This window comes from Microbacterium thalassium (assembly GCF_014208045.1).
In the GTDB taxonomy this organism is placed as follows: Bacteria; Actinomycetota; Actinomycetes; order Actinomycetales; family Microbacteriaceae; genus Microbacterium; species Microbacterium thalassium.
This window is the reverse complement of the sequence record NZ_JACHML010000001.1, coordinates 76,850-99,679: the sequence shown is the minus strand read 5'-3', so window position 1 is coordinate 99,679 and position 22,830 is coordinate 76,850. Positions and strand designations below refer to the sequence as shown.

20 protein-coding genes, 1 tRNA gene and 1 pseudogene are annotated in these 22,830 nt (G+C 70.8%); 17 read left to right on the top strand and 5 right to left on the bottom strand.

Annotation, left to right across the window (positions count from 1 at the left end; genetic code table 11):
• The first annotated feature begins 36 nt into the window (after positions 1-36).
• The 4 genes from rhaS to HD594_RS00445 all read left to right on the top strand — a co-directional run bounded on the left by rhaS (position 37) and on the right by HD594_RS00445 (position 3,797).
• Complete coding sequence (gene rhaS / locus HD594_RS00460) at positions 37-1,089, top strand: rhamnose ABC transporter substrate-binding protein (RefSeq protein ID WP_184749063.1); 1,053 nt, start codon at positions 37-39, stop codon at positions 1,087-1,089.
• 139 nt (positions 1,090-1,228) lie between these two features.
• Positions 1,229-1,753 (top strand): gluconokinase, encoded by a 525-nt coding sequence (locus HD594_RS00455; protein ID WP_221446517.1) that lies wholly within the window; start codon positions 1,229-1,231, stop codon positions 1,751-1,753.
• 124 nt (positions 1,754-1,877) lie between these two features.
• Positions 1,878-2,591, top strand: coding sequence for a phosphatase PAP2 family protein (locus tag HD594_RS00450; protein WP_184749062.1), 714 nt, complete (start codon positions 1,878-1,880; stop codon positions 2,589-2,591).
• Between the two features lie 93 nt (positions 2,592-2,684).
• Complete coding sequence (locus HD594_RS00445; RefSeq protein WP_184749061.1) at positions 2,685-3,797, top strand: VanZ family protein; 1,113 nt, start codon at positions 2,685-2,687, stop codon at positions 3,795-3,797.
• Here HD594_RS00445 and HD594_RS00440 read toward each other — a convergent pair.
• Positions 3,769-4,395: a TetR/AcrR family transcriptional regulator gene (locus tag HD594_RS00440; protein ID WP_184749060.1), complete on the bottom strand. Its 627-nt coding sequence runs from the start codon at positions 4,393-4,395 to the stop codon at positions 3,769-3,771. The genes HD594_RS00445 and HD594_RS00440 overlap by 29 nt on opposite strands.
• Positions 4,396-4,460: 65 nt before the next feature.
• Here HD594_RS00440 and HD594_RS00435 point away from each other — a divergent pair, with 65 nt between their 5' ends.
• The 6 genes from HD594_RS00435 to HD594_RS00410 all read left to right on the top strand — a co-directional run bounded on the left by HD594_RS00435 (position 4,461) and on the right by HD594_RS00410 (position 11,153).
• Entirely contained in the window at positions 4,461-5,540 is a 1,080-nt protein-coding gene (locus HD594_RS00435) for an ABC transporter permease (RefSeq protein ID WP_184749059.1), read from the top strand.
• A complete protein-coding gene (locus HD594_RS17240; protein ID WP_184749058.1) occupies positions 5,537-7,318 on the top strand; it encodes an ATP-binding cassette domain-containing protein in 1,782 nt (593 codons plus the stop codon). Before HD594_RS00435 ends, HD594_RS17240 begins: the two co-directional genes overlap by 4 nt.
• A gap of 53 nt (positions 7,319-7,371) precedes the next feature.
• Positions 7,372-8,529 (top strand): mannose-6-phosphate isomerase, class I, encoded by a 1,158-nt coding sequence (gene manA / locus HD594_RS00425; RefSeq protein ID WP_184749057.1) that lies wholly within the window; start codon positions 7,372-7,374, stop codon positions 8,527-8,529.
• A 116-nt stretch (positions 8,530-8,645) separates the two neighbouring features.
• On the top strand, positions 8,646-10,208 hold the full coding sequence (locus HD594_RS00420; protein WP_184749056.1) for an SLC13 family permease: 1,563 nt from the start codon (positions 8,646-8,648) through the stop codon (positions 10,206-10,208).
• A 32-nt stretch (positions 10,209-10,240) separates the two neighbouring features.
• Complete coding sequence (locus HD594_RS00415) at positions 10,241-10,804, top strand: TetR/AcrR family transcriptional regulator (RefSeq protein WP_184749055.1); 564 nt, start codon at positions 10,241-10,243, stop codon at positions 10,802-10,804.
• A gap of 25 nt (positions 10,805-10,829) precedes the next feature.
• The gene (locus tag HD594_RS00410; RefSeq protein ID WP_184749054.1) at positions 10,830-11,153 is read left to right on the top strand and encodes a DUF7882 family protein; all 324 of its coding nucleotides are present in this window, start codon (positions 10,830-10,832) and stop codon (positions 11,151-11,153) included.
• A gap of 132 nt (positions 11,154-11,285) precedes the next feature.
• On the opposite strand, the pseudogene HD594_RS00405 reads toward HD594_RS00410, so the two are convergent.
• A pseudogene (locus HD594_RS00405) lies at positions 11,286-11,612 on the bottom strand (DUF7882 family protein); the annotation flags it as partial.
• Between the two features lie 79 nt (positions 11,613-11,691).
• Here HD594_RS00405 and HD594_RS00400 point away from each other — a divergent pair.
• Positions 11,692-12,786, top strand: coding sequence for an FUSC family protein (locus HD594_RS00400; RefSeq protein ID WP_184749053.1), 1,095 nt, complete (start codon positions 11,692-11,694; stop codon positions 12,784-12,786).
• 9 nt (positions 12,787-12,795) lie between these two features.
• Here HD594_RS00400 and HD594_RS00395 read toward each other — a convergent pair whose 3' ends face one another.
• Together HD594_RS00395 and HD594_RS00390 are read right to left on the bottom strand one after the other, a co-directional pair.
• Positions 12,796-14,199, bottom strand: coding sequence for an aspartate aminotransferase family protein (locus HD594_RS00395; protein WP_184749052.1), 1,404 nt, complete (start codon positions 14,197-14,199; stop codon positions 12,796-12,798).
• Between the two features lie 118 nt (positions 14,200-14,317).
• Complete coding sequence (locus HD594_RS00390; RefSeq protein ID WP_184749051.1) at positions 14,318-15,334, bottom strand: diacylglycerol/lipid kinase family protein; 1,017 nt, start codon at positions 15,332-15,334, stop codon at positions 14,318-14,320.
• A gap of 116 nt (positions 15,335-15,450) precedes the next feature.
• Between HD594_RS00390 and serS the strand changes: the two genes are divergently transcribed.
• The 5 genes from serS to HD594_RS00365 all read left to right on the top strand — a co-directional run bounded on the left by serS (position 15,451) and on the right by HD594_RS00365 (position 20,495).
• Positions 15,451-16,725 carry a serine--tRNA ligase gene (serS, locus tag HD594_RS00385; protein WP_184749050.1) on the top strand — a complete coding sequence of 425 codons (1,275 nt, stop codon included), beginning with the start codon at positions 15,451-15,453 and terminating at the stop codon, positions 16,723-16,725.
• Positions 16,722-17,630, top strand: a complete 909-nt coding sequence (locus HD594_RS00380) for an HAD family hydrolase (protein ID WP_184749049.1) — start codon at positions 16,722-16,724, stop codon at positions 17,628-17,630. The genes serS and HD594_RS00380 overlap by 4 nt, the downstream gene beginning before the upstream one ends.
• Positions 17,631-17,758: 128 nt before the next feature.
• Positions 17,759-17,843, top strand: a tRNA-Ser gene (locus HD594_RS00375).
• A gap of 142 nt (positions 17,844-17,985) precedes the next feature.
• A complete protein-coding gene (locus HD594_RS00370; RefSeq protein ID WP_246413782.1) occupies positions 17,986-19,182 on the top strand; it encodes an LCP family protein in 1,197 nt (398 codons plus the stop codon).
• On the top strand, positions 19,182-20,495 hold the full coding sequence (locus tag HD594_RS00365; protein WP_184749047.1) for an LCP family protein: 1,314 nt from the start codon (positions 19,182-19,184) through the stop codon (positions 20,493-20,495). The genes HD594_RS00370 and HD594_RS00365 overlap by 1 nt, the downstream gene beginning before the upstream one ends.
• A 37-nt stretch (positions 20,496-20,532) precedes the next feature.
• Here HD594_RS00365 and HD594_RS00360 read toward each other — a convergent pair whose 3' ends face one another.
• A complete protein-coding gene (locus tag HD594_RS00360; RefSeq protein WP_184749046.1) occupies positions 20,533-21,162 on the bottom strand; it encodes a TetR/AcrR family transcriptional regulator in 630 nt (209 codons plus the stop codon).
• 99 nt (positions 21,163-21,261) lie between these two features.
• On the opposite strand from HD594_RS00360, the gene HD594_RS00355 reads away from it, so the two are divergent.
• Positions 21,262-22,761 (top strand): DHA2 family efflux MFS transporter permease subunit, encoded by a 1,500-nt coding sequence (locus HD594_RS00355; RefSeq protein ID WP_184749045.1) that lies wholly within the window; start codon positions 21,262-21,264, stop codon positions 22,759-22,761.
• Positions 22,762-22,830 lie beyond the last annotated feature (69 nt).

The following is a 22,830-nucleotide window of genomic DNA, read 5'->3' as shown; positions in this document are numbered from 1 at the left end:
CACGTGCCGGGAACGGCACCAAGGAAGGAAACAATGATGTTCAACATGGGACGCAAGTCCGGTCGCTTCGGCGTCGGCGTTGCCGCGCTCGTCGCCGTGTCGGCGCTCGCGCTGACGGGCTGCTCGAGCTCGGGGGATTCCGGCGACTCGGGTGACGCGGGTGGTGACGCGGGCAGTGACGTGTCGATCGTGATGCTGCCGAAGAACCTGGGCAACCCGTACTTCGATACCTCGACCGGTGGTGCCGAGGCGGCGGTGGCGGAGTTCGGCGGGTCGTTCGAGGAGGTCGGTCCGACGGAGGCTTCGCCGACGGCGCAGGTGCCGTTCATCCAGACGGCGGCGCAGCAGGGCGCGAGTGCGCTGATCGTGTCGGCGAACGACCCGGAGGCGATCTGCGACGCGCTGGACGAGGCGCGTGACGCGGGTGTGAAGGTCGTCACGTTCGACTCGGACACGAACCCGGACTGCCGTGACCTGTTCATCAACCAGGCGACCGCTGAGGGCATCGCGAAGATCCAGGTGGACCTGATCACCGAGCAGATCGGTGACGAGGGTGAGATCGCGGTGCTGTCGGCGTCGGCGAACGCGACGAACCAGAACGCCTGGATCGAGATGATGCAGGCCGAGCTCGACGCGAACCACCCGAACGTGGAGCTGGTGGAGATCGCCTATGGCGACGACGACGACCAGACCTCGTTCGACAAGACCGCGGCTCTGCTGCAGACGTACCCCGACCTGAAGGGCATCGTCTCGCCCACCACGGTCGGCATCTCGGCTGCGGCGCGCTACCTGTCGACGTCGGAGTACAAGGGCGAGGTCGCGCTGACGGGTCTGGGTACCCCGAACCAGATGCGCGAGTACGTCGAGGACGGCACCGTGACCGCGTTCGCGCTGTGGAACCCGGCCGACCTGGGCTACCTGGCCGCGTACGCGGCGCAGGCGCTGGCGACCGGTGAGATCACCGGCGCCGAGGGCGACACGTTCGAGGCCGGTGAGCTGGGCTCGTACACCGTCGACGCGGACGCGACCGTGCTGCTCGGCGAGCCGTACGTGTTCGACGCCGACAACATCGGCGACTTCGACTTCTAAACCGAAGCCGCCTCACAGGGCGCCCCGCCGACGAGTTCGGCGGGGCGCCCTGCGTCGCACCCGGCGCGGCCGGAACCGGGCGAGCAGACCCGCCTGACCGGCAGCCGTCTCGACGACGGCACAGTGCATGATGGGTGGGATGAGCGCCGCGAATGCCGATCCGGGACCGGCGGTCGTCGTGATGGGGGTCTCGGCGTCGGGCAAGTCGACCGTCGCCGCCACGCTCGCCGCACGCCTCGGCATCCCGTGGGCCGACGCCGACGATCTGCACCCGGCCGCCAACGTCGCCAAGATGGCTTCGGGGACGCCCCTGGACGACGACGACCGCCGGCCGTGGCTCGCGGCGGTCGGCGCCCGCTTGGCGGAGGGCGCGGCCTCCGGCGGGCTCGTGATGGCCTGTTCCGCGCTCAAGCGCACGTACCGCGATCAGTTGCGCGCTTCGTGCCCGGCGGCGGTCTTCGTCCACCTCGACGGCTCTCGGGCGCTGCTGGCGGCACGGGCCGGCGCGCGACAGGGTCACTTCATGCCGCCGGCGCTCCTGGACTCCCAGCTCGCCGCGCTCGAGCCGCTCGGGCCGGACGAGCGCGGCGTCGTGGTCGACATCGCACAGCCCGGCGACGAGATCGCCGCCACCGCGGAGAAGTGGGTGTCCGCGCGGCACTGAACCCGACGCTCCGTCGGCCCGGGGGACGACGCGCGGGACATGCCATCAGGCGGGCCCTTGCATGCCCGCTGCACGCACGCAAGGGGGCCCGCTCGCGAGAGCCGCCCCGCATAGGGTGGCGGCCATGGACTCGACCGACCTCGCCGGCTCGACGACAGCCGATCCCGTTCCCGAGCCCGACCCGCGGCGCATGGTCGCCCTGATCGTCGGGGGCGCCGCCGCCGTGCTCTTCGTGTCTCTGCGGGTGGTCGTCGCACTCGGGGGCGAGGAGCCCCTGCCGATCGACGTGTGGTGGCACGACCTGATGGTGGAGGGGCGCGCGGATGCGCTGCTCATCCTCGCGTGGATCCCCGCGATCGGCGGCGGCACCATCGGCATGATCGCCGTCGGCATCCTCCTCATCACGGTCTTCGCGGTGCTGCACCGCAAATGGGATGCCGTGAACGTCGGCCTCGCGATCGTGATCGTCGTCGCCATCGGCGCGCCCATGGCATCCATCGTCGGGCGCGTGCGTCCCGCGGACTCTCTCGCCGAGACTGTCGACACGTCCTTCCCCTCGGGTCACACCGCCGTGGCCACCACGGTGATGATCACCCTCGCCCTGCTCCTGCGGCGCTGGTACGTGTGGGTGCTGGCCGTCTTCTGGGTGGTGCTGATGGCGTGGAGCCGTACGTACCTCAGCGCCCACTGGGTGAGCGACGTCGTCGGCGGGCTGCTCGAGGGGATCGCCGTGGCCTGCCTGGTGTGGGTGGCCGTCGAGGCGCTGCGCGATCGCCGGGCCCGCGTGCATCTGGCGGATCCGGCCCGGCCGGGCGACCTGCGCGACGTCCGAGGCTGAGCCCGGCGCGCGGGCCGAACCCCGCCGCGACTGGCGGTCGGGCGGCGCCACCGCCATCATGGGGGAGCGCCCGCGGGCGCAGGAGGAGGCCGGATGGCGCAGGCGCAGGTTCTGCTGGGGTTGATCGCCGTCTTCTTCGGCGTGATCGCGGGGCTGCTGCTCTTCGTCCCCGCGGTCGCGATCTCGTACCGTCGCCACGGACGGCTCGCGCTGTCGACCCTCGCGCTGTGGGGCGCCGCGCTGCTGTACTTCGTGGCGGTGTGGGTCTACACGCTGCTTCCCATGCCGGAGCCGAGCACGATCGTCTGCACGCAGCCCCAGCTGGATCCGTTCGCGTTCGTCGAGGACCTGCGCGGGGCGGCGTCCGGCGGCAGCTTCCTGACCGACGCGGGCTTCCTTCAGCTCGCCCTCAACGTGCTGCTCTTCGTCCCGCTCGGCATCCTCATCCGCCTGATCTGGCGACGCGGCATCGTGGTCTCGCTGATCGCGGGACTGCTCCTGTCGCTGCTCATCGAGACCACGCAGGTCACCGGCGTGTGGGGACTGTATCCGTGCGCGTACCGCCTGTTCGACGTCGACGACCTGCTGACCAACACCCTCGGGGCCGTCCTCGGATCGCTGCTGTCGCTGCTGATCGCGCCGCGCCTGCGGGTCCGCCCCGATCGTGTCGCGGCCGCTCTGCTCCCGCAGCCGGTCACCCGCACGCGACGGCTGATCGCGTCGCTGTCGGACTTCCTGAGCGTGACGCTCACCGGCATCGCGACGGCGGTCGTGATCGCGCTGGGCGCGGCGCTGACCGTCGGCGACCATGTGCTCGACCCCACGGACGCGTGGGTGACCTGGACGGTCGCGCTCGTCCCCTTCGCCCTCTCGGCCGGCTTCTTCGCGTTCACCGGCCGCACGATCGGACAGGCGGCCGTGCAGCTGCGGTACACCGGCTCGCCGTATCCGCGCGTCGTCGCCGGGGTCCTGATCTTCTTCGGCGGGATCGGCGGGTATCAGGTGCTCAGCGCGATCCCCGCGATCGCGCAATGGGCCACGCCGCTGTTCGCGATCGTGTCGATCGTCCTGGTGCTGGTCACCGCGGGTGCTCGCGGGCTCCCCGGCGTCCTGTCGCGTTCGCGCCTGGTGGATTCCCGGGCGGATGCCGCATCCGCAGGCAGCGCCGAGGAGGCGCCTACGGCGGCGGACCGAGCGGCCCCGTGAGGTAGCGCTGCACCGTCGGCCCGACGGCGGCGACGATGTCGTCGACGGGTGCCGAGGCCATCGGCGGCAGTTCGAGCACGTACCGCGTCACCATCAGGCCCACGATCTGGCTGCCCACCAGCGCCGCCCGCCGCTCGGCATCCGGCCCCTCGAGGCGGTCGGCGATGCGGCCGAGCACCTCGCGCGACACGAGTCCCACCAGCAGCGACGTCGAGCGCCGGTTGGCCACGATCGCGCGCAGGATCGCCACGCCCCGCCGGCGGAAGGCCGGGTCCTCCCAGGTCTCGAGCACGTACCGCACGATGCGCTCGCCCGCCGTGTCGAGGTCGCCCGCGAGCATGCCGGGCACGGCCTTCGCGGGTCCGAGCGGCGCGTCGATCGTGGCCGTGAACAGGTCGTCCTTCGTGCCGAAGTAGTGGTGGACGAGGGCCGCGTCGACGCCGGCGCGGGCGGCGATCGCGCGGATCGTCGCGCCGTCGTAGCCGCGCGCGCCGAACTCCGCCACGGCGGCGTCGACGATGCGCTCCCGCGCGCCCGAGTCGCCGCCGCGCGGACGCCCTCGGCGGCGTCGGGAGGACGGTGCCCGGTGCTCCGGCATGTCCACAGCGTACGGCGGCCGAAGGGTCTTGCCAAGATTTCATCGAGTGTTGAATAATGCCGACCATGCGGGCTGTGTTCCTCAAGGAGTTCCAGGAGCTGCGGCGCGACCGCAGGACGCTGGGAATGCTCATCGTCATGCCGTTGCTGCTGCTGGTGATCTTCGGCTACGCGGCGAACTTCACCGTCGATACGTTCACACTGTCGATATACGGCAGCGCCGCCGAGGACGTCCAGAGCCAGATCGAGGACAACGACGACCTGGCCGATCACTTCGACATCCTCACCGTCGACACCGACGGGACGAAGACGGATGCCGAGACCGAGCTGCGCGAGGACAAGGCGGACGTCGCGATCCTCGCCGACGGCGACAGCGTCACGGTCTACATCGACGGGTCGAACCTGTTCGCCGCGCAGGGCGCGCAGGTGCTGTTCGCGCAGGTGCAGCAGCAGCTGGCGCAGAACCCGCAGGCGCCGGCGATGGAGGTCGAGATCCTGTTCAACCCGGATCTGAAGACCTCGTGGGTCATGATCCCGGCGATCATCGGCCTGATCCTGACCTTCATCGGCACGATCATCACGAGCATCGGCCTGGTGCGAGAGCGCGAGGCGGGCACGATGGAGCAGCTGGCGGTCATGCCGCTGAAGGCCCCCGCGGTGATCCTCGGCAAGATCATGCCGTACTTCCTGCTCGCCTCGTTCGACATGGTGCTCATCGCCGGCATCGGCATCTGGCTGTTCGGCGTGCCCTTCAACGGCAACCCGTGGATCTTCGTCGTCGGCGCGGCGCTGTTCCTGTTCGCGGTCCTGGGCATCGGCGTGCTCATCTCGTCGGTGTCGCAGACGTCGGGGCAGGCGATCCAGCTGGCGATGATGACGCTGCTGCCGCAGATCCTGCTGTCGGGCATGATCTTCCCGCTCGACGCCATGGCGCCCGGTGTCCGGTGGATCGGGTATCTGCTGCCGCTGACCTACTTCACGATGCTGTCGCAGGGCGTGATGCTGCGCGACGCCCCGTGGGATTCGCTGTGGCTGCCGCTCACGGTGCTGGCCATCATGGCCGTGGTGATCTTCGGGCTCGCGGTCATCCGGCTGCATCGGAGCATCGCTCCCGCGAAGCAGCGCAGCGCCGAGGACGCGAAGTGACCGAGCTGGGCGCCTCGGGCATCCGCGTGTCGTTCGGCGACACGCTGGCCCTCGACGACGTGTCGATCGACGTCCCGGTGGGCGAGGTGACCGGCGTCGTCGGCGGCGACGGCGCAGGCAAGTCGACGCTGCTGAAGGTGTTCGCCGGTCGCGTGGGCGTCACGGCCGGCGAGGTCCGCACGCTCGGGAAGGCGCAGATCGGCTACCAGCCCGCGACCAGCGGCGTGTGGGGCAACCTGAGCGTCATCGAGAACGTGGAGTTCGTCGGGCAGTCCTACGGGATGTCGGGCACGGCGATCCGCGCGCGCGGCGACGAGCTGCTCGAGCGCGCCGGTCTCACGGCGGCGCGCAAGCGGCTCGGGTCGGCGCTGTCGGGCGGCATGCGCCAGAAGTTGGGCTTCGTGCTGGCGATCCTCCACGAGCCTCGGCTGGTGCTGCTCGACGAGCCGAGCACGGGCGTCGACCCGGTCAGCCGGGTCGAGCTGTGGCGGCTGGTGTCGGGCGTGGCCGCGAGCGACACGGCGGTGCTGATGGCCACGACGTATCTGGACGAGGCGCAGCGCGCCGCATCCGTCGTCGCCCTGGACCAGGGTCGCGTGATCGCCGCCGGCCTTCCCGGCGACATCATCGCGGGCATGCCCGGCCGGATCGCGCTGCTGCCCGACGCCGAGAAGCCGGTGCCGGACTCATGGCGGCGCGGCGCGGCGCGGCACATCTGGCTCGGCGGCGGTGCGGCGCCGGAGACCACACCCATCGCCGAGCCCGACCTCGAGGACGCCCTCATCGCGCTCACCCTGTCGCGCCGGGCCGACGGCGTCGACGCCGACGTCCACCCGCGCCGCGCGGCGCACGCGCGCCGCATCGCCCGCACGCACCACCGCCAGTTCACGCCGGTGGACATGCCCGAGACGCGGCCGTCCGGGCTCGTCCCCGGCACGACGCTCGCCGCGGGCCGCAACGTCACGCGCCGCTTCGGAGGGCAGGTCGCCGTCGACGACGTCAGCATCGACGTGAAGGCGGGAGAGGTCGTCGGGCTCATCGGGGCGAACGGCGCCGGCAAGACGACGTTCCTGCGTGCGCTCATCGGACTCGACCGCCCCGACGAGGGCGAGGCCGAGCTGTTCGGCTCGGCGCCGGATGCCGCCTCGCGCCGGCGCCTCGGCTACGTGCCGCAGGGCCTCGGCCTGTACCGGACCGTCAGCGTGCGCGAGAACGTCGAGTTCTTCTCGCGCGTGTACGGCACGCCCGAGGCGCCGCTGCCGGCGTCGCTGGCCGCCGTCACGAAGGACGTCGTCGGCGACATCGGACTCGGACGCCAGCGCCAGCTCGCGTTCGCCCTCGCGCTCAGCCACGATCCCGAGCTGCTGGTGCTCGACGAGCCCACGTCGGGCGTGGACCCGCTCTCGCGCGCCCGGCTGTGGGACATCATCCACGCGCAGGCCGATGCCGGGCGCGGCGTGCTGGTGACCACGCACTATCTGCAGGAGGCCGAGCAGTGCACGCGCCTCGCGCTGATGTCGCAGGGCGAGCTGCTGGGCATGGGTTCGGTCGACGACCTCATCGCGGGGGTGACCGCCGTCGAGGTCCGTTCGCCCCGGTGGCAGGACGCGTTCACGACCCTCGGCGACGCGGGCCTGCCGACGATGCTCTCGGGGCGCACGGTGCGGGTCGCGGGCGTCCCCGCCGACCGGGTGCGAGAGGCTCTGGGCGGCATCGACGCGACGGTCGCCGACGTCGCGCCGACCCTCGAGGAGGCGATGGTGCTGCTCGAGTCGTGACATGCTTTCCAGGGCGCGCGAAACGACAGGCGCGGCCTCGGAGGGACCCCTGCATGACCGCTCACCTGCTCGAGATCATCGGCGATGTGCGCGACTATGCGTGGGGGACCCCCGGAGGCGTCTCTCGCGCGCTCGGCCGTCCGGCCACCGACGAGGTGGAGGCGGAGCTGTGGCTCGGCGCGCACCCCTCGGCTCCCAGCCGGATCGTCGACGCGGACGCCGCGGGCGCGACCGACCTGGCGGCCTGGGAGCGGTCGACCGGCACGGCCGTGCCGTTCCTGCTGAAGCTGCTGTCGGCGTCATCTCCGCTGTCGCTGCAGGCCCACCCGACGACCGAGCAGGCCGTGGCGGGGTTCGCGGCGGAGGAGGCGGCCGGCGTCGCCCGCGACGCGCGCGAGCGCAACTACAAGGACGCGTCGGCCAAGCCCGAGCTGATCGTGGCGCTCGAGGACGGCTTCGAGGGGCTGTGCGGGTTCCGCCCGCTGCCCGCGACCCTCGAGGCGGTCGCCGTGCTCGCCGAGACCGCTGAGGACCCCGCTCCGTTCGCCGAGTGGGAGCGGATGCTGCGCGCCGAGGACGGTGTGCGGACGGCTTTCGACTGGCTACTGTCGGGCGGGCCGGCGGTGGAGTCGCTCGTGCGGCAGGTGACGGCGGCGGCCGAGGCGGACCCGGCGCGCTTCGAGCTGCCGGGCCGGCTCGCCGCCGGGTACCCGGCGGACCCGGGGATCGCGATCGCGCTCATGCTCAACCACGTGACGCTGCAGGCGGGGGAGTGCCTGTGGCTGCCCGCCGGCAACATCCACGCGTACCTGCGTGGCACCGGGATGGAGCTCATGGGCCCGAGCGACAACGTGCTGCGCGGCGGCCTGACGCCCAAGCACGTCGACGTCCCGGAGCTGCGCCGCGTGCTCGACTTCTCCACGGGAGAACCGCCCCACCTGGCGCCGGCGCGCGTCTCGGAGAACGTCGTCGCCTATCGTCCCGCCTCGCTGCCGTCGGGCCGGGGCGTTGCGTTCGCGCTGCTCGCGGTCACCGGCGACGACGTCGTCACGACGTCGGGCCCGGCCATCGGGATCGTGGTCGACGGCGCGTTCACCGTGACGGCGGGCGACGAGGCGATCGAGCTGCCGCGCGGCGGCGTCGTGTTCGTGACGGATGCCGCGACCCTCGACATCCGCGGCGACGGCCGCTTCTTCCTCGCCGCCGGCTGACCCCGGGCCGCGCGCACGCCGCGACCGGGGCGCACGGCGCGGCATCCGTCCGCGAACTCCAGCCCGGATCGGCGACGCGCCTGCGCCCGGCCGGGACGACTGGATACAGTGGGCGCGTGGACCCGGTCGTGGCAACACTCGTGATCCTGGTGCTCGCGGTCGTCGCATTCGTGAGCAACCGCGTGCCGCTGGGCATCGTGGCGATCGGCGTCGCCCTCGCGCTGTACTTCACCGGGGTCCTGACGATCAACGAGGCGTTCGCCGGGTTCGGCGATCCGACGGTGCTGTTCATCGCCGCACTGTTCGTGGTGAGCGAATCCCTCGACGCGTCGGGGGTCATGGCGTGGGCCGGGCAGAAGGTGATCGGGCGCGCGGGCACCAAGCGCACGACGCTCATCATCGTGATCTCGCTGCTGGCGGCGCTCGTGTCCGCGATCATCAGCGTCAACGGCGCCACCGCGGCCCTGCTGCCGCTCGTCGTCGTGGTCGCCGCGCGGGCCGCGCTGCCCGCGTCGCAGATGCTCATGCCGCTCGCGTTCGCGGCATCCGCGGGGTCCCTGCTGCTGCTGACCGGGACGCCCGTGAACATCATCGTGTCGGACTTCGCCGCGAACAGCGGAGCGCGCGCGTTCGGCTACTGGGAGTTCGCGCTCGTCGGCGTCCCGGTCGTCGTGGGCGCCGTCATCCTGCTGGTCCTGTTCAGCAAGCGCCTGCTGCCCGAGCGCGCCGGGGCGATCATGCCGATGGACCTCGTGCGCCACGCCCGCCTGCTGCGCGACCAGTACTCGCTCAGCATGGAGACCGGCGTCATCCTCGGCGCTTCGAGCGGTGTCAGCGAGATCGTCGTCGCGCCCCGGTCGCCGCTGATCGGGGAATCGGTGTCGCCGGGCATGAAGACGCCGGCCGGCGACCTCGTGGTGCTCGCCGTCCGCCGCGGGGACGATCTGCTGAAGGGCCCCGACATCGCCGTGCAGATGGGCGACGTGCTGCTGCTTCAGGGGACGTGGGACGAGCTCAGCCGGCACGCCGCGGCTCCCGGTGTGCTCGCCGTCGACGCCCCCGAGCTGATGCGCCGGTCGGTGCCTCTCGGCAGTGGCGCGAAGCGGGCGCTGGTGATCCTCGGACTCATGGTGGTGCTGCTGTCGACCGGCCTCGTGCCCGCCGCCGTCGCCGCGCTGCTGGCCGCGGGTGCCCTGGTCGTGACCGGGACCGTGTCGCCCACGCGGGCGTACCGTTCGATCTCATGGACGACGATCGTGCTCATCGCCGGCATGATCCCGCTGTCGACCGCGTTCACCAAGACCGGTGCCGCCGACCTCGTGGCCGGCTACCTGCTCAGCATCCTGGGCGACGCGAGTCCGCACCTGGCGCTGCTGGTGCTGGTGGTCGTCACCGTGGTGCTCAGCCAGCTGATCAGCAACACCGCGACCGTCCTGATCGTCGCCCCCATCGCGCTGTCGATCGCGGCGACGATGGAGGTCTCGGTGCTGCCCTTCATGATGGCGCTCACGGTCGCCGGCGCGTCCGCGTTCCTCACCCCGATCGCCACGCCGGCGAACCTCATGGTGATGGAGCCCGGCGGCTACAAGTTCGGCGACTACTGGAAGCTGGGCACGCCTCTCACCCTGTTCTTCATCGTCATGGCGGTGCTGTACGTGCCCCTGATCTGGCCCTTCTGACGTCGCGACGCGACGGTGCGTAGGGTGGAGGTGTGACGAACGACACGGTGGCACGGCCGAACCGGGGCCGCGCGGCGGGTCCCGAGAACCGGCGCGCGCTCATCGCGGCGGCGCGCGAGATCTACGCCACCGAGGGTCCGTCCGCGCCCTTCAGCGCGATCGCCAAGCGCGCCGGCGTCGGCCAGGGGAGCCTGTACCGGCATTTCCCCGACCGCATCGCGCTGGCCGTCGCCGTGTTCGAGGACAACATCGCCGACATGGACGCGCAGCTGTCCGGTCCCGAGGCCTCCGTCGCGGATCTCATGCGCCGCGTCGCCGACCAGGCGATGACGTCGACGGCGCTCATCTCCCTCGTGACCGCGGACCTCGAGGACCCACGCGTGGCTCCCTTGAACGCGCGGTTCGCCAGTGTCGTGGCACGGGTGGTCTCGAACGACCGCGCGGCCGGCCGCATCGGCGACCACGTCGACGAGGCCGACGTCGCGATGGCGCTGGGCATGATCGCGAGCGAACTGGCGCACATGCCCGAGTCCGAGCGGCCGCGCATCGCCGAGCGCGCGCAGACCCTGTTCGCCGCCGCTTTCGCCCCCCGCTGACGCCGCGGGGATCTATGCTCCTGTCGTGGGCAGGTTCATCTATGACACCGTCGCGAACGGCGTCGACATCGAAGACCGTACTCTCGCGCATCTGCGCATCGTCGTGATGAACAAGCTGCGAAGAGGCGAGTCGTTCATGTTCGACGTCGAGATGGGCGACGGCAGCGGTCGCCGCAGCTTCTGGATGCATTCGTCGGTTCCGCTGCAGTTCCACTTCTACGGCAGCCGGCAGCCGCGCATCAACCGCGTGTGGGTCGAGGAGATGATGCTCGCCGCGGGCGGCCCGAACGGCCTGTGGATCATGCCCGAGCCGTCGGAGGAGGCCGCGACGGCCGTCGCCGAGGAGTGAGCCTCAGGGTTCCAGCGGCTTGCGCTCCTCCTGCGATGGCGGCGTGACCTTGACGTCCGAGACGGTGAGCTTGTCGATGTCGACACTGTCCACCTCGACGTTGCCCAGGTTCACGTCGCCTGTGCCGGGGCGCTCGGACGCATCCGTCTCCGGCTCGGCGTCGATGTGCTCGGCGACCAGCATGATGCCACCCGTCGACGACACGGAGTTGGCGAGATCCGAGATCCACTCGCGGCTGAGCTCGGTCGGCTCGGGGTCGTCGAAGACGAACCGCAGCGGGATCGACGGATGCAGCCAGATCGTGCTTCGTCCGCGGGGCTCGTCGTCGGGATGCTGCCACGACAGCGTGAACGTCTCGTTGCGACGCAGCTTGGTGACGATGACGACCTTGAGGTGCGCCAGCGCCCGGTCCTCGATGTGGATCGGCGTGTCCGATCCCCCGTAGTAGATGGTTCCCACGACAAAGACACTAGGCCTTGCCGAGCGCGCGCGGAGCGGGAGCCGCGCAGACTTGGGTAGCGTCGTGGGGGAGGTGCCGATGAGCGAGGAGCAGCCGCAGCGGCGGAGGATGCGGATGCCGTGGCCCACGGCGACGGTCGCCACGGTGCGCAGCCTCTACACGATGCGGCCGGCCCCCGGCCCCCGATGGCCGCTGGCCCTGCAGGCGGGGCTGTCGGTCGCGACGCCGATCGCCGTGATGACCTTCGCGGGTCTGCCCGAGGTCGGGTACCAGGCGGCGACCGGCGCGTTCACCGCGCTGCACGTCGCTCAGCTGCGGCCGGGGGAGCGCGCGAAGGTCCTGCCGCTGGTCGCGGCCCTCCTGATCGGCAGCGCCGCGCTCGGCGTGCTCGTCGGGCCGTCGATGCCCGCCACGCTCGCCGGGCTCGTGGTCGTCACGGCGCTTGCGAGCGCTGTCAGCTTCGGGTTCCGGTTCGGCCCGCCCGGGCCCCTCTTCTTCGTGCTGGTCTTCGGCATCTCGGCGCACATCGCCGATGTCGCCCCGTCGTTCTCGGCAGGGCCGTTCCTGCTCGCGGTGGCCGGCGGCTGCGTCTTCTCGTACCTGCTGGCGCTGACGCCGCTGGTGCTGCCGCGGGTGCGTCGGGAGCCGGTGCGACCGCTCGCCGAGCTGATGTGGCCGCCGGTGTGGGATGCCGCGACGCTGACGATGCTGCTGCGCGCGGTGGCTGCGGCGGTCGTCGGCGCCGGCGTCGCCGCCTGGGTGGATCCCGACCGCGCCTACTGGATCGTGAGTTCGGGCGTCGCCGTCGCCGCCGCCGGCATCGCGCTGCAGCGTCGGGTCGCCGTCAGCCGTGGGCTGCAGCGCGCGATCGGCACCGCGGCCGGGGCCGGGCTGTACTTCGCGCTGATCCTCGTCCCGTGGGCGGGATTCGCGCTGGCGGCGCTGCTGGGCACGCTTCAATTCGTGATCGAGCTGCTCGTCGTGCGCAACTACGGGCTCGCGCTGCTGTTCATCACGCCGCTCGTGCTGCTGCTGACCGGCGCCGCGAGCGGCGACATCGGTTCGACGGCCGTCGCCGTCGAGCGCATCATCGACACGCTCGTCGGCTCGGCGATCGGGATGCTCGTGGTCCTCATCCCGGGCCCGCGGGCCCGCGAGCAGGCGGTGGAGTGACCGACCGGCCTACAGGCGCGCCCACGCCTCGGTGAGCACGCCCCGCAGGATCTGCTCGATCTCGACGAACTCCTGCGGCCCGATCGTCAGCGGCGGCGCGAGCTGGATGACGGGGTCGCCGCGGTCGTCGGCGCGGCAGTAGAGCCCCGCGTCGAACAGCGCCTTCGACATGAAGCCGCGCAGCAGGCGCTCGGACTCGTCCTCGTCGAAGGTCTGCTTGGTCGTCTTGTCCTTGACCAGTTCGATGCCGAAGAAGTAGCCGTCGCCGCGGACGTCCCCCACGATCGGCAGATCGGTGAGCTTCTCGAGCGTGCGGCGGAAGATCGGGGAGTTCTCGCGGACGTGGGCGTTCAGGCCCTCCTCCTCGAAGATGTCGAGGTTCTCCAGCGCCACGGCGGCGGAGACCGGGTGACCGGCGAACGTGTACCCGTGGGCGAAGGAGGCATTGCCGTGCGAGAACGGCTCGTAGATGCGGTCGCTGACCACCGTGCCGCCGAGGGGCGAGTAGCCGCTCGTGACGGCCTTGGCGAACGTGATCATGTCGGGCTGGTAGCCGTACGCGTCCGCCGCGAAGAACTCGCCGATGCGGCCGAACGCGCAGATGACCTCGTCCGAGACCAGCAGCACGTCGTACTTGTCGCAGATCTCGCGCACGCGCTGGAAGTACCCGGGCGGGGGCGGGAAGCATCCGCCCGAGTTCTGCACCGGCTCGAGGAAGACCGCCGCGACCGTCTCGGGGCCCTCGAACTGGATCATCTCCTCGATGCGGTCGGCGGCCCACTTTCCGAACTCCTCCTCCGTGCCGCCGGGAAAGCCCTGCTCCTCGGCGCGGTAGAAGTTCGTGTTCGGCACGCGGAAGCCGCCGGGGGTGATCGGCTCGAACATCTGCTTCATGCCCGGCAGGCCCGTGATCGCGAGCGCCCCCTGCGGTGTGCCGTGGTAGGCGATGGCGCGCGAGATGACCTTGTGCTTCATGGGGCGGCCGACGGTCTTCCAGTACTGCTTGGCGAGCTTGAAGGCGGTCTCGACCGCTTCGCCGCCGCCGGTGGAGAAGAAGACGTGGTTGAGGTCGCCGGGCGCGTAGCCGGCGATGCGGTCGGCGAGTTCGATCGCCGCCGGGTGCGCGTACGACCAGATCGGGAAGAACGCCAGCTGCTCGGCCTGCTTCGCCGACGCCTCCGCGAGACGGCGGCGCCCGTGGCCGGCGTTGACGACGAACAGGCCGGCGAGGCCGTCGATGTACTTCTTGCCCTGCGAGTCCCAGATGTGGTGGCCCTCGCCCTTGACGATGATGGGGACGCCGGGGCCCTCGGTCATCACCGACTGACGGGCGAAGTGCATCCAGAGGTGGTCGCGCGCCATCCCCTGGAGCTCGGCCTCGGTGCGGGCGTGGCGGTCGGTGGTCGTGGACATGCGGGGCCTCCTGATGCGCGTCCAGATCGACGATACCCGCGCGCCGGTGCCCGCACCGGCGACGGTTCGTATCGTTCTCGCCGGGTGCCGGCGCGGTCCGTCCGGCGCGCCGGACCTGTCAAACGGGCAGTTCGTGACCCGCGGGGAGCGCCAGGACGAGGGAGGCCGGCTCGACCCGCACCGTCACATGCGTCGCCGTGCCGAACTCGTCGCCGTCCAGCTGCACCGCCTGGGCGCCTTCGGTCGAGCCGACGTCGACCCCCGCGCCGCGGGAGTAGATCACCGAGCTGTCCTCCGTGCGCAGCTTCAGCACCTCGCGGCCGGCGCGGAACCTGCGCAGGAAGCTGTTGTCCCACGCCACCCGCCGCCACACGAAGACCCAGCCGAGCGCGCCCTTGGGCTGGAACACGACGATGTCGAGCTCGCCGTCGGCCACCGAGGCCTCGGGGATGAGCTCCAGCCCGGCGGGGAGCGAACCGCAGTTGGCGAACAGGATGCTCTGCACCTTGGTCGAGTGCAGGCGATGCCCGGCGATCTGGTACATCACCTGGAACGGCTTGGCGGTGCGCAGCGACTTGGCCGCGCCGTCCACGTAGGCGACCCATCCGACGGACTTCTTCAGCTGCGGGCTCGTGTTGGCGATCATCGCGGCGTCCAGTCCCATGCCGCCCATCACCACGAACGCGCGCTCCTCGTGGGTGCCGTCCTCGCGGCGCATGGCGGCGAACCCGACGTCGATCGCCGCCGTCTCGCCCTCGAAGGTCGCCCGGATCATCTTGTCGCGGTCCTCGAGCGGCAGGCGCAGGTTCCGGGCGAGGAGATTGCCCGTGCCGCTCGGGACGATCGTCAGCGGAACCCCCGTGCCGCACATCGCCTCGGACACCGCCCGCACCGTGCCGTCGCCGCCCGCGACCAGGACGGCATCCGCACCCTCGTCGATCGCCGTGCGCGCGACGCCGTCGCCGAGGTCCTCGGGGGTCGTCTCGAAGAAGAGCGGGTCCCCCCAGCCGGCGGCGGCCGACGCCTTCTCGACCGACGCGCGCATCGCGGCGGCGGCCACCTTGATGGGGTTGTAGATCAGGGCGGCGCGACGAGGCGAGCCCGGACCGCCCGCGTTGTCGGAATCGCTCGCCATGGGTCCAGCGTAGGGCCGAGCGAAGACGGATGCCGGTTCGGGACGCTCACCGGATGTGCATCCGGCCGCAACCTCGCGGGCGGCATCCGGCGAAGACCCCCGATTAGACTGATCGGATGATCGATCCCGTGCTGCTCCGCGACAACCCCGAGCTGATCAAGCGCTCGCAGGAGGCCCGCGGGGAGTCGCCCGACTCCGTGGACGCCGCGCTGGCCGCAGACCACGCGCGCCGCGCCGCGATCACGGCGTTCGAGGAGCTGCGGGCGACGCAGAACGCCCACGGCAAGAAGGTCGCCAAGGCGCCCAAGGAGGAGAAGGCCGCGCTGGTGGCCGAGGCCAAGGCGCTCAGCGATCGGGTGAAGGAGGCGCAGCGCGCCGTCACCGTCGCCGAGGAGCAGGCAGACGAGGCCTTCTCGGTCATCGAGAACGTGATCATCGACGGTGTGCCCGCCGGCGGCGAGGAGGACTTCGTCACGCTGCGCACCCACGGCGAGCCGCCGACGTACGACTTCGAGCCGCGCGACCACCTCGAGCTCGGCGAGATGCTCGACGCGATCGACATGGAGCGCGGCACCAAGGTGTCGGGCGCCCGGTTCTACTTCCTCAAGGGCATCGGCGCGCGCCTGGAGCTCGCGCTCATGTCGCTGGGCCTCGACCGCGCGCTCCAGGCCGGGTTCGTGCCGCTCATCCCGCCGACGCTCGTGCGTCCCGAGGTCATGCGCGGCACCGGATTCCTCGGCCAGCACGCCGACGAGGTATACCACCTCGACAAGGACGATCTGTACCTGGTCGGCACGAGCGAGGTGCCCCTCGCCGGCTACCACATGGACGAGATCATCGACGTCGAGCGCGGCGCCAAGCGCTACGCGGGCTGGTCGACGTGCTACCGCAGCGAGGCGGGATCGTACGGCAAGGACACCCGCGGCATCATCCGCGTGCACCAGTTCAACAAGCTCGAGATGTTCGTCTACACGACGCCCGAAGAGGCCGAGGCCGAGCACCTCCGCCTCGTCGCGATGCAGGAGGGGATGCTTCAGGACCTGGGCCTGAGCTACCGGGTCATCGACGTCGCCGCCGGCGACCTGGGCTCCAGCGCCGCCCGCAAGTACGACGTCGAGGCGTGGGTTCCCACGCAGGGCGCCTATCGCGAGCTGACCTCGACCTCGAACTGCACGACCTACCAGGCGCGCCGCCTCAACATCCGCCACCGGCTTCCGGCCGACCAGGGCGGGAGGACGCAGCACGTCGCCACGCTCAACGGCACCCTCGCGACGACCCGCTGGATCGTCGCGCTCCTCGAGACGCACCAGCGCGCCGACGGTTCGGTCGTCGTGCCCGAGGTGCTGCGCCCGTACCTGGGCGGCCTCGAGGTGATGGAGCCGACCGCATGACAGAGGCGCACCTGCCGCCGACCGGCCGCGTCGAGGTCGTGGAGCCTCAGCGCGCGGCCCGGCTCGTCGAGCGGGTGGCGCGCGACACCGAGGACCCGCGCGCCCATGCGGAGCGGCTGCTCATCGTGCTCGACATCGACGGCACGGTGCTGCTCGAGGACGAGTCGCTCTCGCCCGGCGTCGTCGAAGCCGTCGAGCACGCCCACCGCGCGGGGCACCAGGTCATGATCGCGACCGGTCGCAGCTGGGAGAGCACGCGCGGTGTGCTGCGCGTGCTGGGGATCGCTCCGGAGTTCGTGGTGTGCTCCAACGGAGCGGTCGTGCTCCGGTGCGAAGACGCCGACGAGCTCCGCTACGAGCGCTGGCACATCGAGACCTTCGACGCCTCCGAGGTGCTCGCGCACCTTCACCAGCATCTGCACGACGCCCGCTACCTCGTCGAGCTTCCGGACGGCGAGCGCCTCTACACGGAGTACCTCGACGACTGGAACCTGTTCGAGGCGCGGCGCGTGGAGTTCGAGGAGCTCTCGGCCCACCCGGTCTGCCGTGTCGTCGTGGTCGCGCCCGAGCAGGCATCCGAGGACTTCCTCGACCTCGTCGAGCGCATCGGACTGCACCAGGTCTCGTACGCCGTCGGGTGGACGGCATGGCTCGACATCGCCCCGCTCGGGGTCGACAAGAGCACCGGGCTCGAGCGCGTGAGTGCCGCGCTCGGCATCGATCCGGCGCATGTGCTCGTGATCGGCGACGGGCGCAACGACGTCGGCATGTTCCGGTGGGCGCGAGAGAACGGCGGCCGCGCCGTCGCGATGGCCCAGGGCCCGAAGGAAGTGCGCGAAGCAGCCGGCGAGGTCACCGCATCCGTCGAGCAGGGCGGCGTGGCCGAGGTGCTGCGTCAGCTCTGAGGGCCCTGCCCCGGCTCTGAGGCTTGCGCGCGCCGTTCAGCCCCTCCACAGATCACGTTGCGAGAATGGGCCGCATCAGCGTGTCGGCTAGACTCGACGCCGTTCGACGGGTGCCTCGGCATCCGCCGGGAGGGTTGTCCGAGCGGCCGATGGAGCTGGTCTTGAAAACCAGTGGGCAGCGATGTCCCGTGGGTTCGAATCCCACACCCTCCGCTCAAGGGTTGCGTCGGGGGGGCGATCCCGACCTGAATCCCCCGCCCGAGAGGACCCCGTGAGCCAGAAGACCCGGCCCCCGCGCCGCCGACGACGGACCGTCGCTCGGCACGCGGTGCTGGGATCGCCCAGCCCGCTCGGCATGGTATTCAAGGTCACCGGCATCGTCGCGGCCGTCGTGATGGTCTCGGTCGTGGGGATCGCATCCTTCGCGACCTTCGACCTGACGACCTCGTTCACCGAGGACGCGGTGGCGCTCGAAGGGCAGGAGTCGGTTCCGCCCGACATCGGCGAGATCGAGGGCGGCGTGAACCTGCTCGTCGTCGGCACGGACGAATGCGAACCCAAGTACGCCAAGTACTTCGGCGATCGCTGCACGGGCGCCGATGCCGAGGGGCAGCTCAACGACGTCAACCTGCTCGTCCACATCTCCGACGCGCCCCGGAGGGTGACGGTGGTGTCGTTCCCGCGCGACCTCATGGCGCCCATGCCGTCGTGCACCGACGAGGACGGACAGGTCAGCTCGGCTCAGACGAAGGTCCAGATCAACGCCGCGTGGGGATACGGCGGTCTGTCGTGCGTCGTCAAGACGGTCTCGCAGCTCAGCGGCATGAACATCCCCTTCGCCGCGAAGGTCAGCTTCGGCAACGTCATCCGGATCACCGACGCGATCGGCGGCGTCGAGGTCTGCATCGGCAACGGCGGCATCCGGGACTACTACACGGGCATCGACTGGCCGGCCGGCATGCGCACCGTCAAGGGACTCGAGGCCCTGCAGTTCCTGCGCACCCGTCACGGCCTCGAGAACGGCAGCGATCTGGCGCGCATCTCGAACCAGCAGCAGTACATGTCGCGCCTGGCGCGCAAGCTCGTCAGCGAAGAGGTCCTGTCGAACCCCGCGACGCTGCTGAAGCTGGCGACCACCGCGGTGAACAACGTCACGCCGAGCCAGAGCCTGACGAACCCGATGACACTCGTGCAGATCGCGCTCGCGGTCAAGAACGTGCCGTTCGACGAGATCGTCTTCGTGCAGTACCCGGTGCTCGAAGACCCCTATGACTCGAACCGCGTCGTTCCCGACTACGACGCCGCGAAGCAGCTCTGGGCGGCGCTGAAGGCGAACAACCAGATCGCGGTGACGAGCGATCCCAACAACACCGGCGGTGTCGTCACGGTCACTCCGACCGAGACCCCGCAGCCCGAGCCCGAGGCGACGGCGACCCCCACTCCGGGTGCCACGGCGACGCCCGAGCCCGAGAAGGTCGTGGAGCTGCCGAGCACCATTCCCGGAACGACTGCCGCAGACGAGACATGCTCGGCAGGGAATCTGAGAGGCTGATGTCAGGATTCACCCGGCCCCCGGCATCGGGCCGCAAGCCGATCGCGCGCCACGCGCAGGTCGAGCAGCGGCATCCGCTCACGCGCATTCTGTCGCTCCTCGGCGTGTTCGTCGCCGTCGTGGCGACGAGCGTCGTCGGCGTCGGCACGTTCAGCGTGTGGAATGCGGCATCCGCCCTGAGCGACAACGCCGTCGTCCTCGATGAGGACGAGGAGATCCCCCCGTCGCTCGGCGCGATCGAGGGCGGCGTGAACCTGCTGGTCGTCGGCACCGACTCGTGCGAGGGACAGGACGTGAAGCTGTTCCCGCGCTGCGCCGAGGACGACGGGGGCGAGCGCAACGACGTCACGATGCTCGTGCACATCAGCGACAACCCGCGTCGCGTGACCGTGGTGTCGTTCCCGCGCGACATGATCGTCCCGATCCCGTCGTGCTCCGATGGCGAAGGCGGCTCGTACCCCGCGATGAGCGCCCAGATGATCAACTCGTCGTACATGTACGGGGGCCTTGCCTGCACGGTGAAGACCGTCGAGGAGCTCACGGGCGAGGACATCCAGTTCGCCGCGGCGATCCGGTGGACCGGCGTCATCAACATGTCGGATGCCATCGGCGGCGTCGACGTGTGCGTCGCGGGCGACATCTCCGACGTCCACACAGGGCTGAACCTGACGGCAGGCAACCACACGCTCGTCGGCGCCGAGGCCCTCCAGTTCCTGCGCATCCGTCACGGGATCGGCGACGGGTCGGACCTCGGCCGGATCTCGAACCAGCAGCAGTTCATGTCGTCGATGGTCCGCAAGCTCCAGTCGGAGTCGGTGCTCGCCAATCCGTCGGTGCTGTTCAACCTCGCGACCACGGCGATCAACCAGGTGACGCAGGGCCAGCTCGTGCTCAGCTCGAGCCTGACCAACCCGACGCTCATGGTGCAGATCGCGATGGCGGTGAAGGACGTCGCCTACGAGGACATCGTGTTCGTGCAGTACCCGACGGGGTACTCGAGCGACGGCGTGCATGTGCTTCCGGTGACGGATGCCGCCGACGTGCTGTTCCAGGCGCTGCGCGAGAACCAGCCGCTGACTTTGACGGGCGAGGCCAGCAGCGGCTTCGGCGTCGAGGTCACCGGCGAGGCCGAGCAGCCGACGCCCACGCCGACCGCGGAAGCGGACGCCGAGGGCGACGCGGGGGAGGCGACGGCTTCGCCGACGCCGAGTGCGACCGCGACCGCCGAGGCCGAGGAGGAGCGCGTCGAGCTGCCCTCGCAGATCACCGGCACGACGGCGGCGCAGGTCACCTGCACGGTTCCCGAAGGCTAGCGAACCGGCTCCGGAGCGCCGGCGGCATCCGCCCCCGTCAGGCTTCGGGGCTGTCGACGCGCACGCCCGCGGCCGGCAGGACGATGCGGTCGATGATCTCGATGATGAAGTCGCGGCGCACCGGCTGGCCCAGCATGAGCACGCGGTAGGCGACCATCGCCGGCCCCACCATCGCGAGATGCTCGACGTCGCAGTCGGGCGAGATCTCGCCTCGGGCGATCGCGCGGCGGAAGGCGATGCGGTTGGCTTCGGCGCGCGGTTCGACGAGCGCGGCGCGAGCGGCCTCGGCCAGTTCGGGGGAGCGCGCGATCATCGAGACGATGCCGGCCATCACCTTGAGCTTGCGCTCGGCGTCGCGGACCGACGGCGTGCCCACCAGGGCGACGAGGTCGCCGCGCAGCGTGCCGGTGTCGGGGGGTGAGGCGAAGTCGATCTCGGATGCCTTCATGCAGGCGACGGCGTCGAGCACGAGGTCGGGCTTGGAGGCCCACCGGCGGTAGAGCGTGGCCTTGCCCGCCTTGGCGCGGGCGGCGACCATGTCGATGGTCATGCCGTCGTAGCCGGTCTCGGCCAGCACGTCGAGTGCGGCTTCGAGGATCTCGGGGTCGCGCGTGTGGTCGCGCTTGCGTCCGAGGCGCGGCTTCGCGTCGGGCTCGACCTGCGTCATCGCACTCGCCTCCAATCCGCTCGCTGTCGATGTTACCGGCGGGTGAATTCCTGAACAATGCATATCCGGAACTGGTCAGTACCGTATAGAGTACCCGACATGACCTCATCCACCCTGCCCGCGACGGACCGTCGTCGCTGGATCACCCTCGTCGTGGTCGGGCTCGCCCAGCTCATGGTCGTGCTCGATGCCACCGTCGTGAACATCGCGCTGCCGTCGGCGCAGGCCGACCTCGGCTTCAGCGACGGCCAGCGTCAGTGGATCATCACCGCCTACTCGCTCGCGTTCGGCAGCCTGCTGCTGCTCGGCGGACGCCTGTCCGATCTGATGGGCCGCAAGCTCACGTTCATCGCGGGGCTCATCGGCTTCGCCGCCGCATCAGCGCTCGGCGGTGCGGCCGCCACCTTCGAACTGCTTGTCCTGGCGCGGGCCCTTCAGGGCGCGTTCGGTGCGCTGCTGGCCCCGACGGCGCTGGCGGTGCTGACCACCACGTTCACCGTCCCGAAGGAGCGGGCGCGGGCGTTCGGCGTCTTCGGCGCGATCGCCGGCGCCGGGGGAGCGGTCGGTCTGCTGCTCGGCGGCATCCTCACCGAGGCGCTCGACTGGCGCTGGAACCTGTACATCAACGTCTTCATCGCCGCGTTCGCGCTGGTCGGGGCGATGCTGTATGTGCCGCACATCGACCGGTCGGGGCCGCGTCCGAAGCTCGACGTTCCCGGCACCCTGCTCGTCTCGGGCGCCCTGTTCGGCCTGGTCTACGGGTTCTCGAACGCCGAGACCGACGGCTGGGACTCGCCGCTGACGTGGGGCGTGCTCGCGGCCTCGGGCGTGCTGCTGATCGCGTTCGTGCTCTGGCAGACGCGTGCGTCGCATCCGCTGCTGCCGCTGCGCATCGTGCTCGACCGCAACCGCGGCGCCGCGTACCTGTCGGTGCTCATCGCCGGTGCGGGGATGTTCGGCATCTTCCTGTTCGTCACGTACTACCTGCAGACGACCCTGGAGTACTCGCCGATCCAGACCGGTCTGGCGTTCCTGCCGATGATCGCGATGCTCGTCCTCGCGGCGCAGCTCGGCACGAACCTGCTCGTGCCGCGGCTTGGACCGAAGATCATGGTGCCCGCGGGCATGACGCTCGGCGTCCTCGCCATGATCTGGTTCACGTTCCTCGATGCCTCGAGCACGTACGCCGCGCACGTGCTGCCGCCGCTCATGGTGATGGGCTTCGCGATGGGCACGATCATGCCCGCCTCGATGCAGACCGCGACGCTCGGCGTCGACCGCGAATTCGCCGGCGTCGCCTCGGCGATGGTGAACACGAGCCAGCAGGTCGGCGGATCCATCGGCACCGCACTGCTGAACACGCTTGCCGCGACGGCCGCCGCCGACTATCTCGCGTCGCACACGCCCGTCACCGCCGAGGTGGGGGTGGATGCCGCGATCGCGAGCTACAGCACGGCGTACTGGTGGTCGGCACTGTTCTTCGCCGCCGGTGCCGTCATGTCGGCGCTGCTGTTCCGTCGCCGCGGCGACGGGCTGTCGCTCTCGCACTCGGGGCCACCGGCAGGCGAAGAGGAACGTGAGCCGGTGGCGGTCCACTGACCGCTCGCTATCGCGGGGCGAGCGCCGCCGGTTCGGCGCTCGCCCCGCGAGCGGCTATGATTGCCTGGT

Excerpts from the sequence above, each read along its gene's own strand:
- HD594_RS00360 (WP_184749046.1), bottom strand. The coding sequence starts at position 21,162 with ATGACGCAGGTCGAGCCCGACGCGAAGCCGCGCCTCGGACGCAAGCGC.
- HD594_RS00390 (WP_184749051.1), bottom strand. The coding sequence starts at position 15,334 with ATGGCGAGCGATTCCGACAACGCGGGCGGTCCGGGCTCGCCTCGTCGC.
- HD594_RS00440 (WP_184749060.1), bottom strand. The coding sequence starts at position 4,395 with ATGCCGGAGCACCGGGCACCGTCCTCCCGACGCCGCCGAGGGCGTCCG.
- HD594_RS00450 (WP_184749062.1), top strand. The coding sequence starts at position 1,878 with ATGGACTCGACCGACCTCGCCGGCTCGACGACAGCCGATCCCGTTCCC.
- manA (WP_184749057.1), top strand. The coding sequence starts at position 7,372 with ATGACCGCTCACCTGCTCGAGATCATCGGCGATGTGCGCGACTATGCG.
- HD594_RS00355 (WP_184749045.1), top strand. The coding sequence starts at position 21,262 with ATGACCTCATCCACCCTGCCCGCGACGGACCGTCGTCGCTGGATCACC.
- HD594_RS00380 (WP_184749049.1), top strand. The coding sequence starts at position 16,722 with ATGACAGAGGCGCACCTGCCGCCGACCGGCCGCGTCGAGGTCGTGGAG.
- HD594_RS00395 (WP_184749052.1), bottom strand. The coding sequence starts at position 14,199 with ATGTCCACGACCACCGACCGCCACGCCCGCACCGAGGCCGAGCTCCAG.
- serS (WP_184749050.1), top strand. The coding sequence starts at position 15,451 with ATGATCGATCCCGTGCTGCTCCGCGACAACCCCGAGCTGATCAAGCGC.
- HD594_RS00365 (WP_184749047.1), top strand. The coding sequence starts at position 19,182 with ATGTCAGGATTCACCCGGCCCCCGGCATCGGGCCGCAAGCCGATCGCG.
- HD594_RS00370 (WP_246413782.1), top strand. The coding sequence starts at position 17,986 with ATGGTATTCAAGGTCACCGGCATCGTCGCGGCCGTCGTGATGGTCTCG.
- HD594_RS00455 (WP_221446517.1), top strand. The coding sequence starts at position 1,229 with ATGAGCGCCGCGAATGCCGATCCGGGACCGGCGGTCGTCGTGATGGGG.
- HD594_RS00445 (WP_184749061.1), top strand. The coding sequence starts at position 2,685 with ATGGCGCAGGCGCAGGTTCTGCTGGGGTTGATCGCCGTCTTCTTCGGC.
- HD594_RS00435 (WP_184749059.1), top strand. The coding sequence starts at position 4,461 with ATGCGGGCTGTGTTCCTCAAGGAGTTCCAGGAGCTGCGGCGCGACCGC.
- HD594_RS00400 (WP_184749053.1), top strand. The coding sequence starts at position 11,692 with ATGAGCGAGGAGCAGCCGCAGCGGCGGAGGATGCGGATGCCGTGGCCC.
- rhaS (WP_184749063.1), top strand. The coding sequence starts at position 37 with ATGTTCAACATGGGACGCAAGTCCGGTCGCTTCGGCGTCGGCGTTGCC.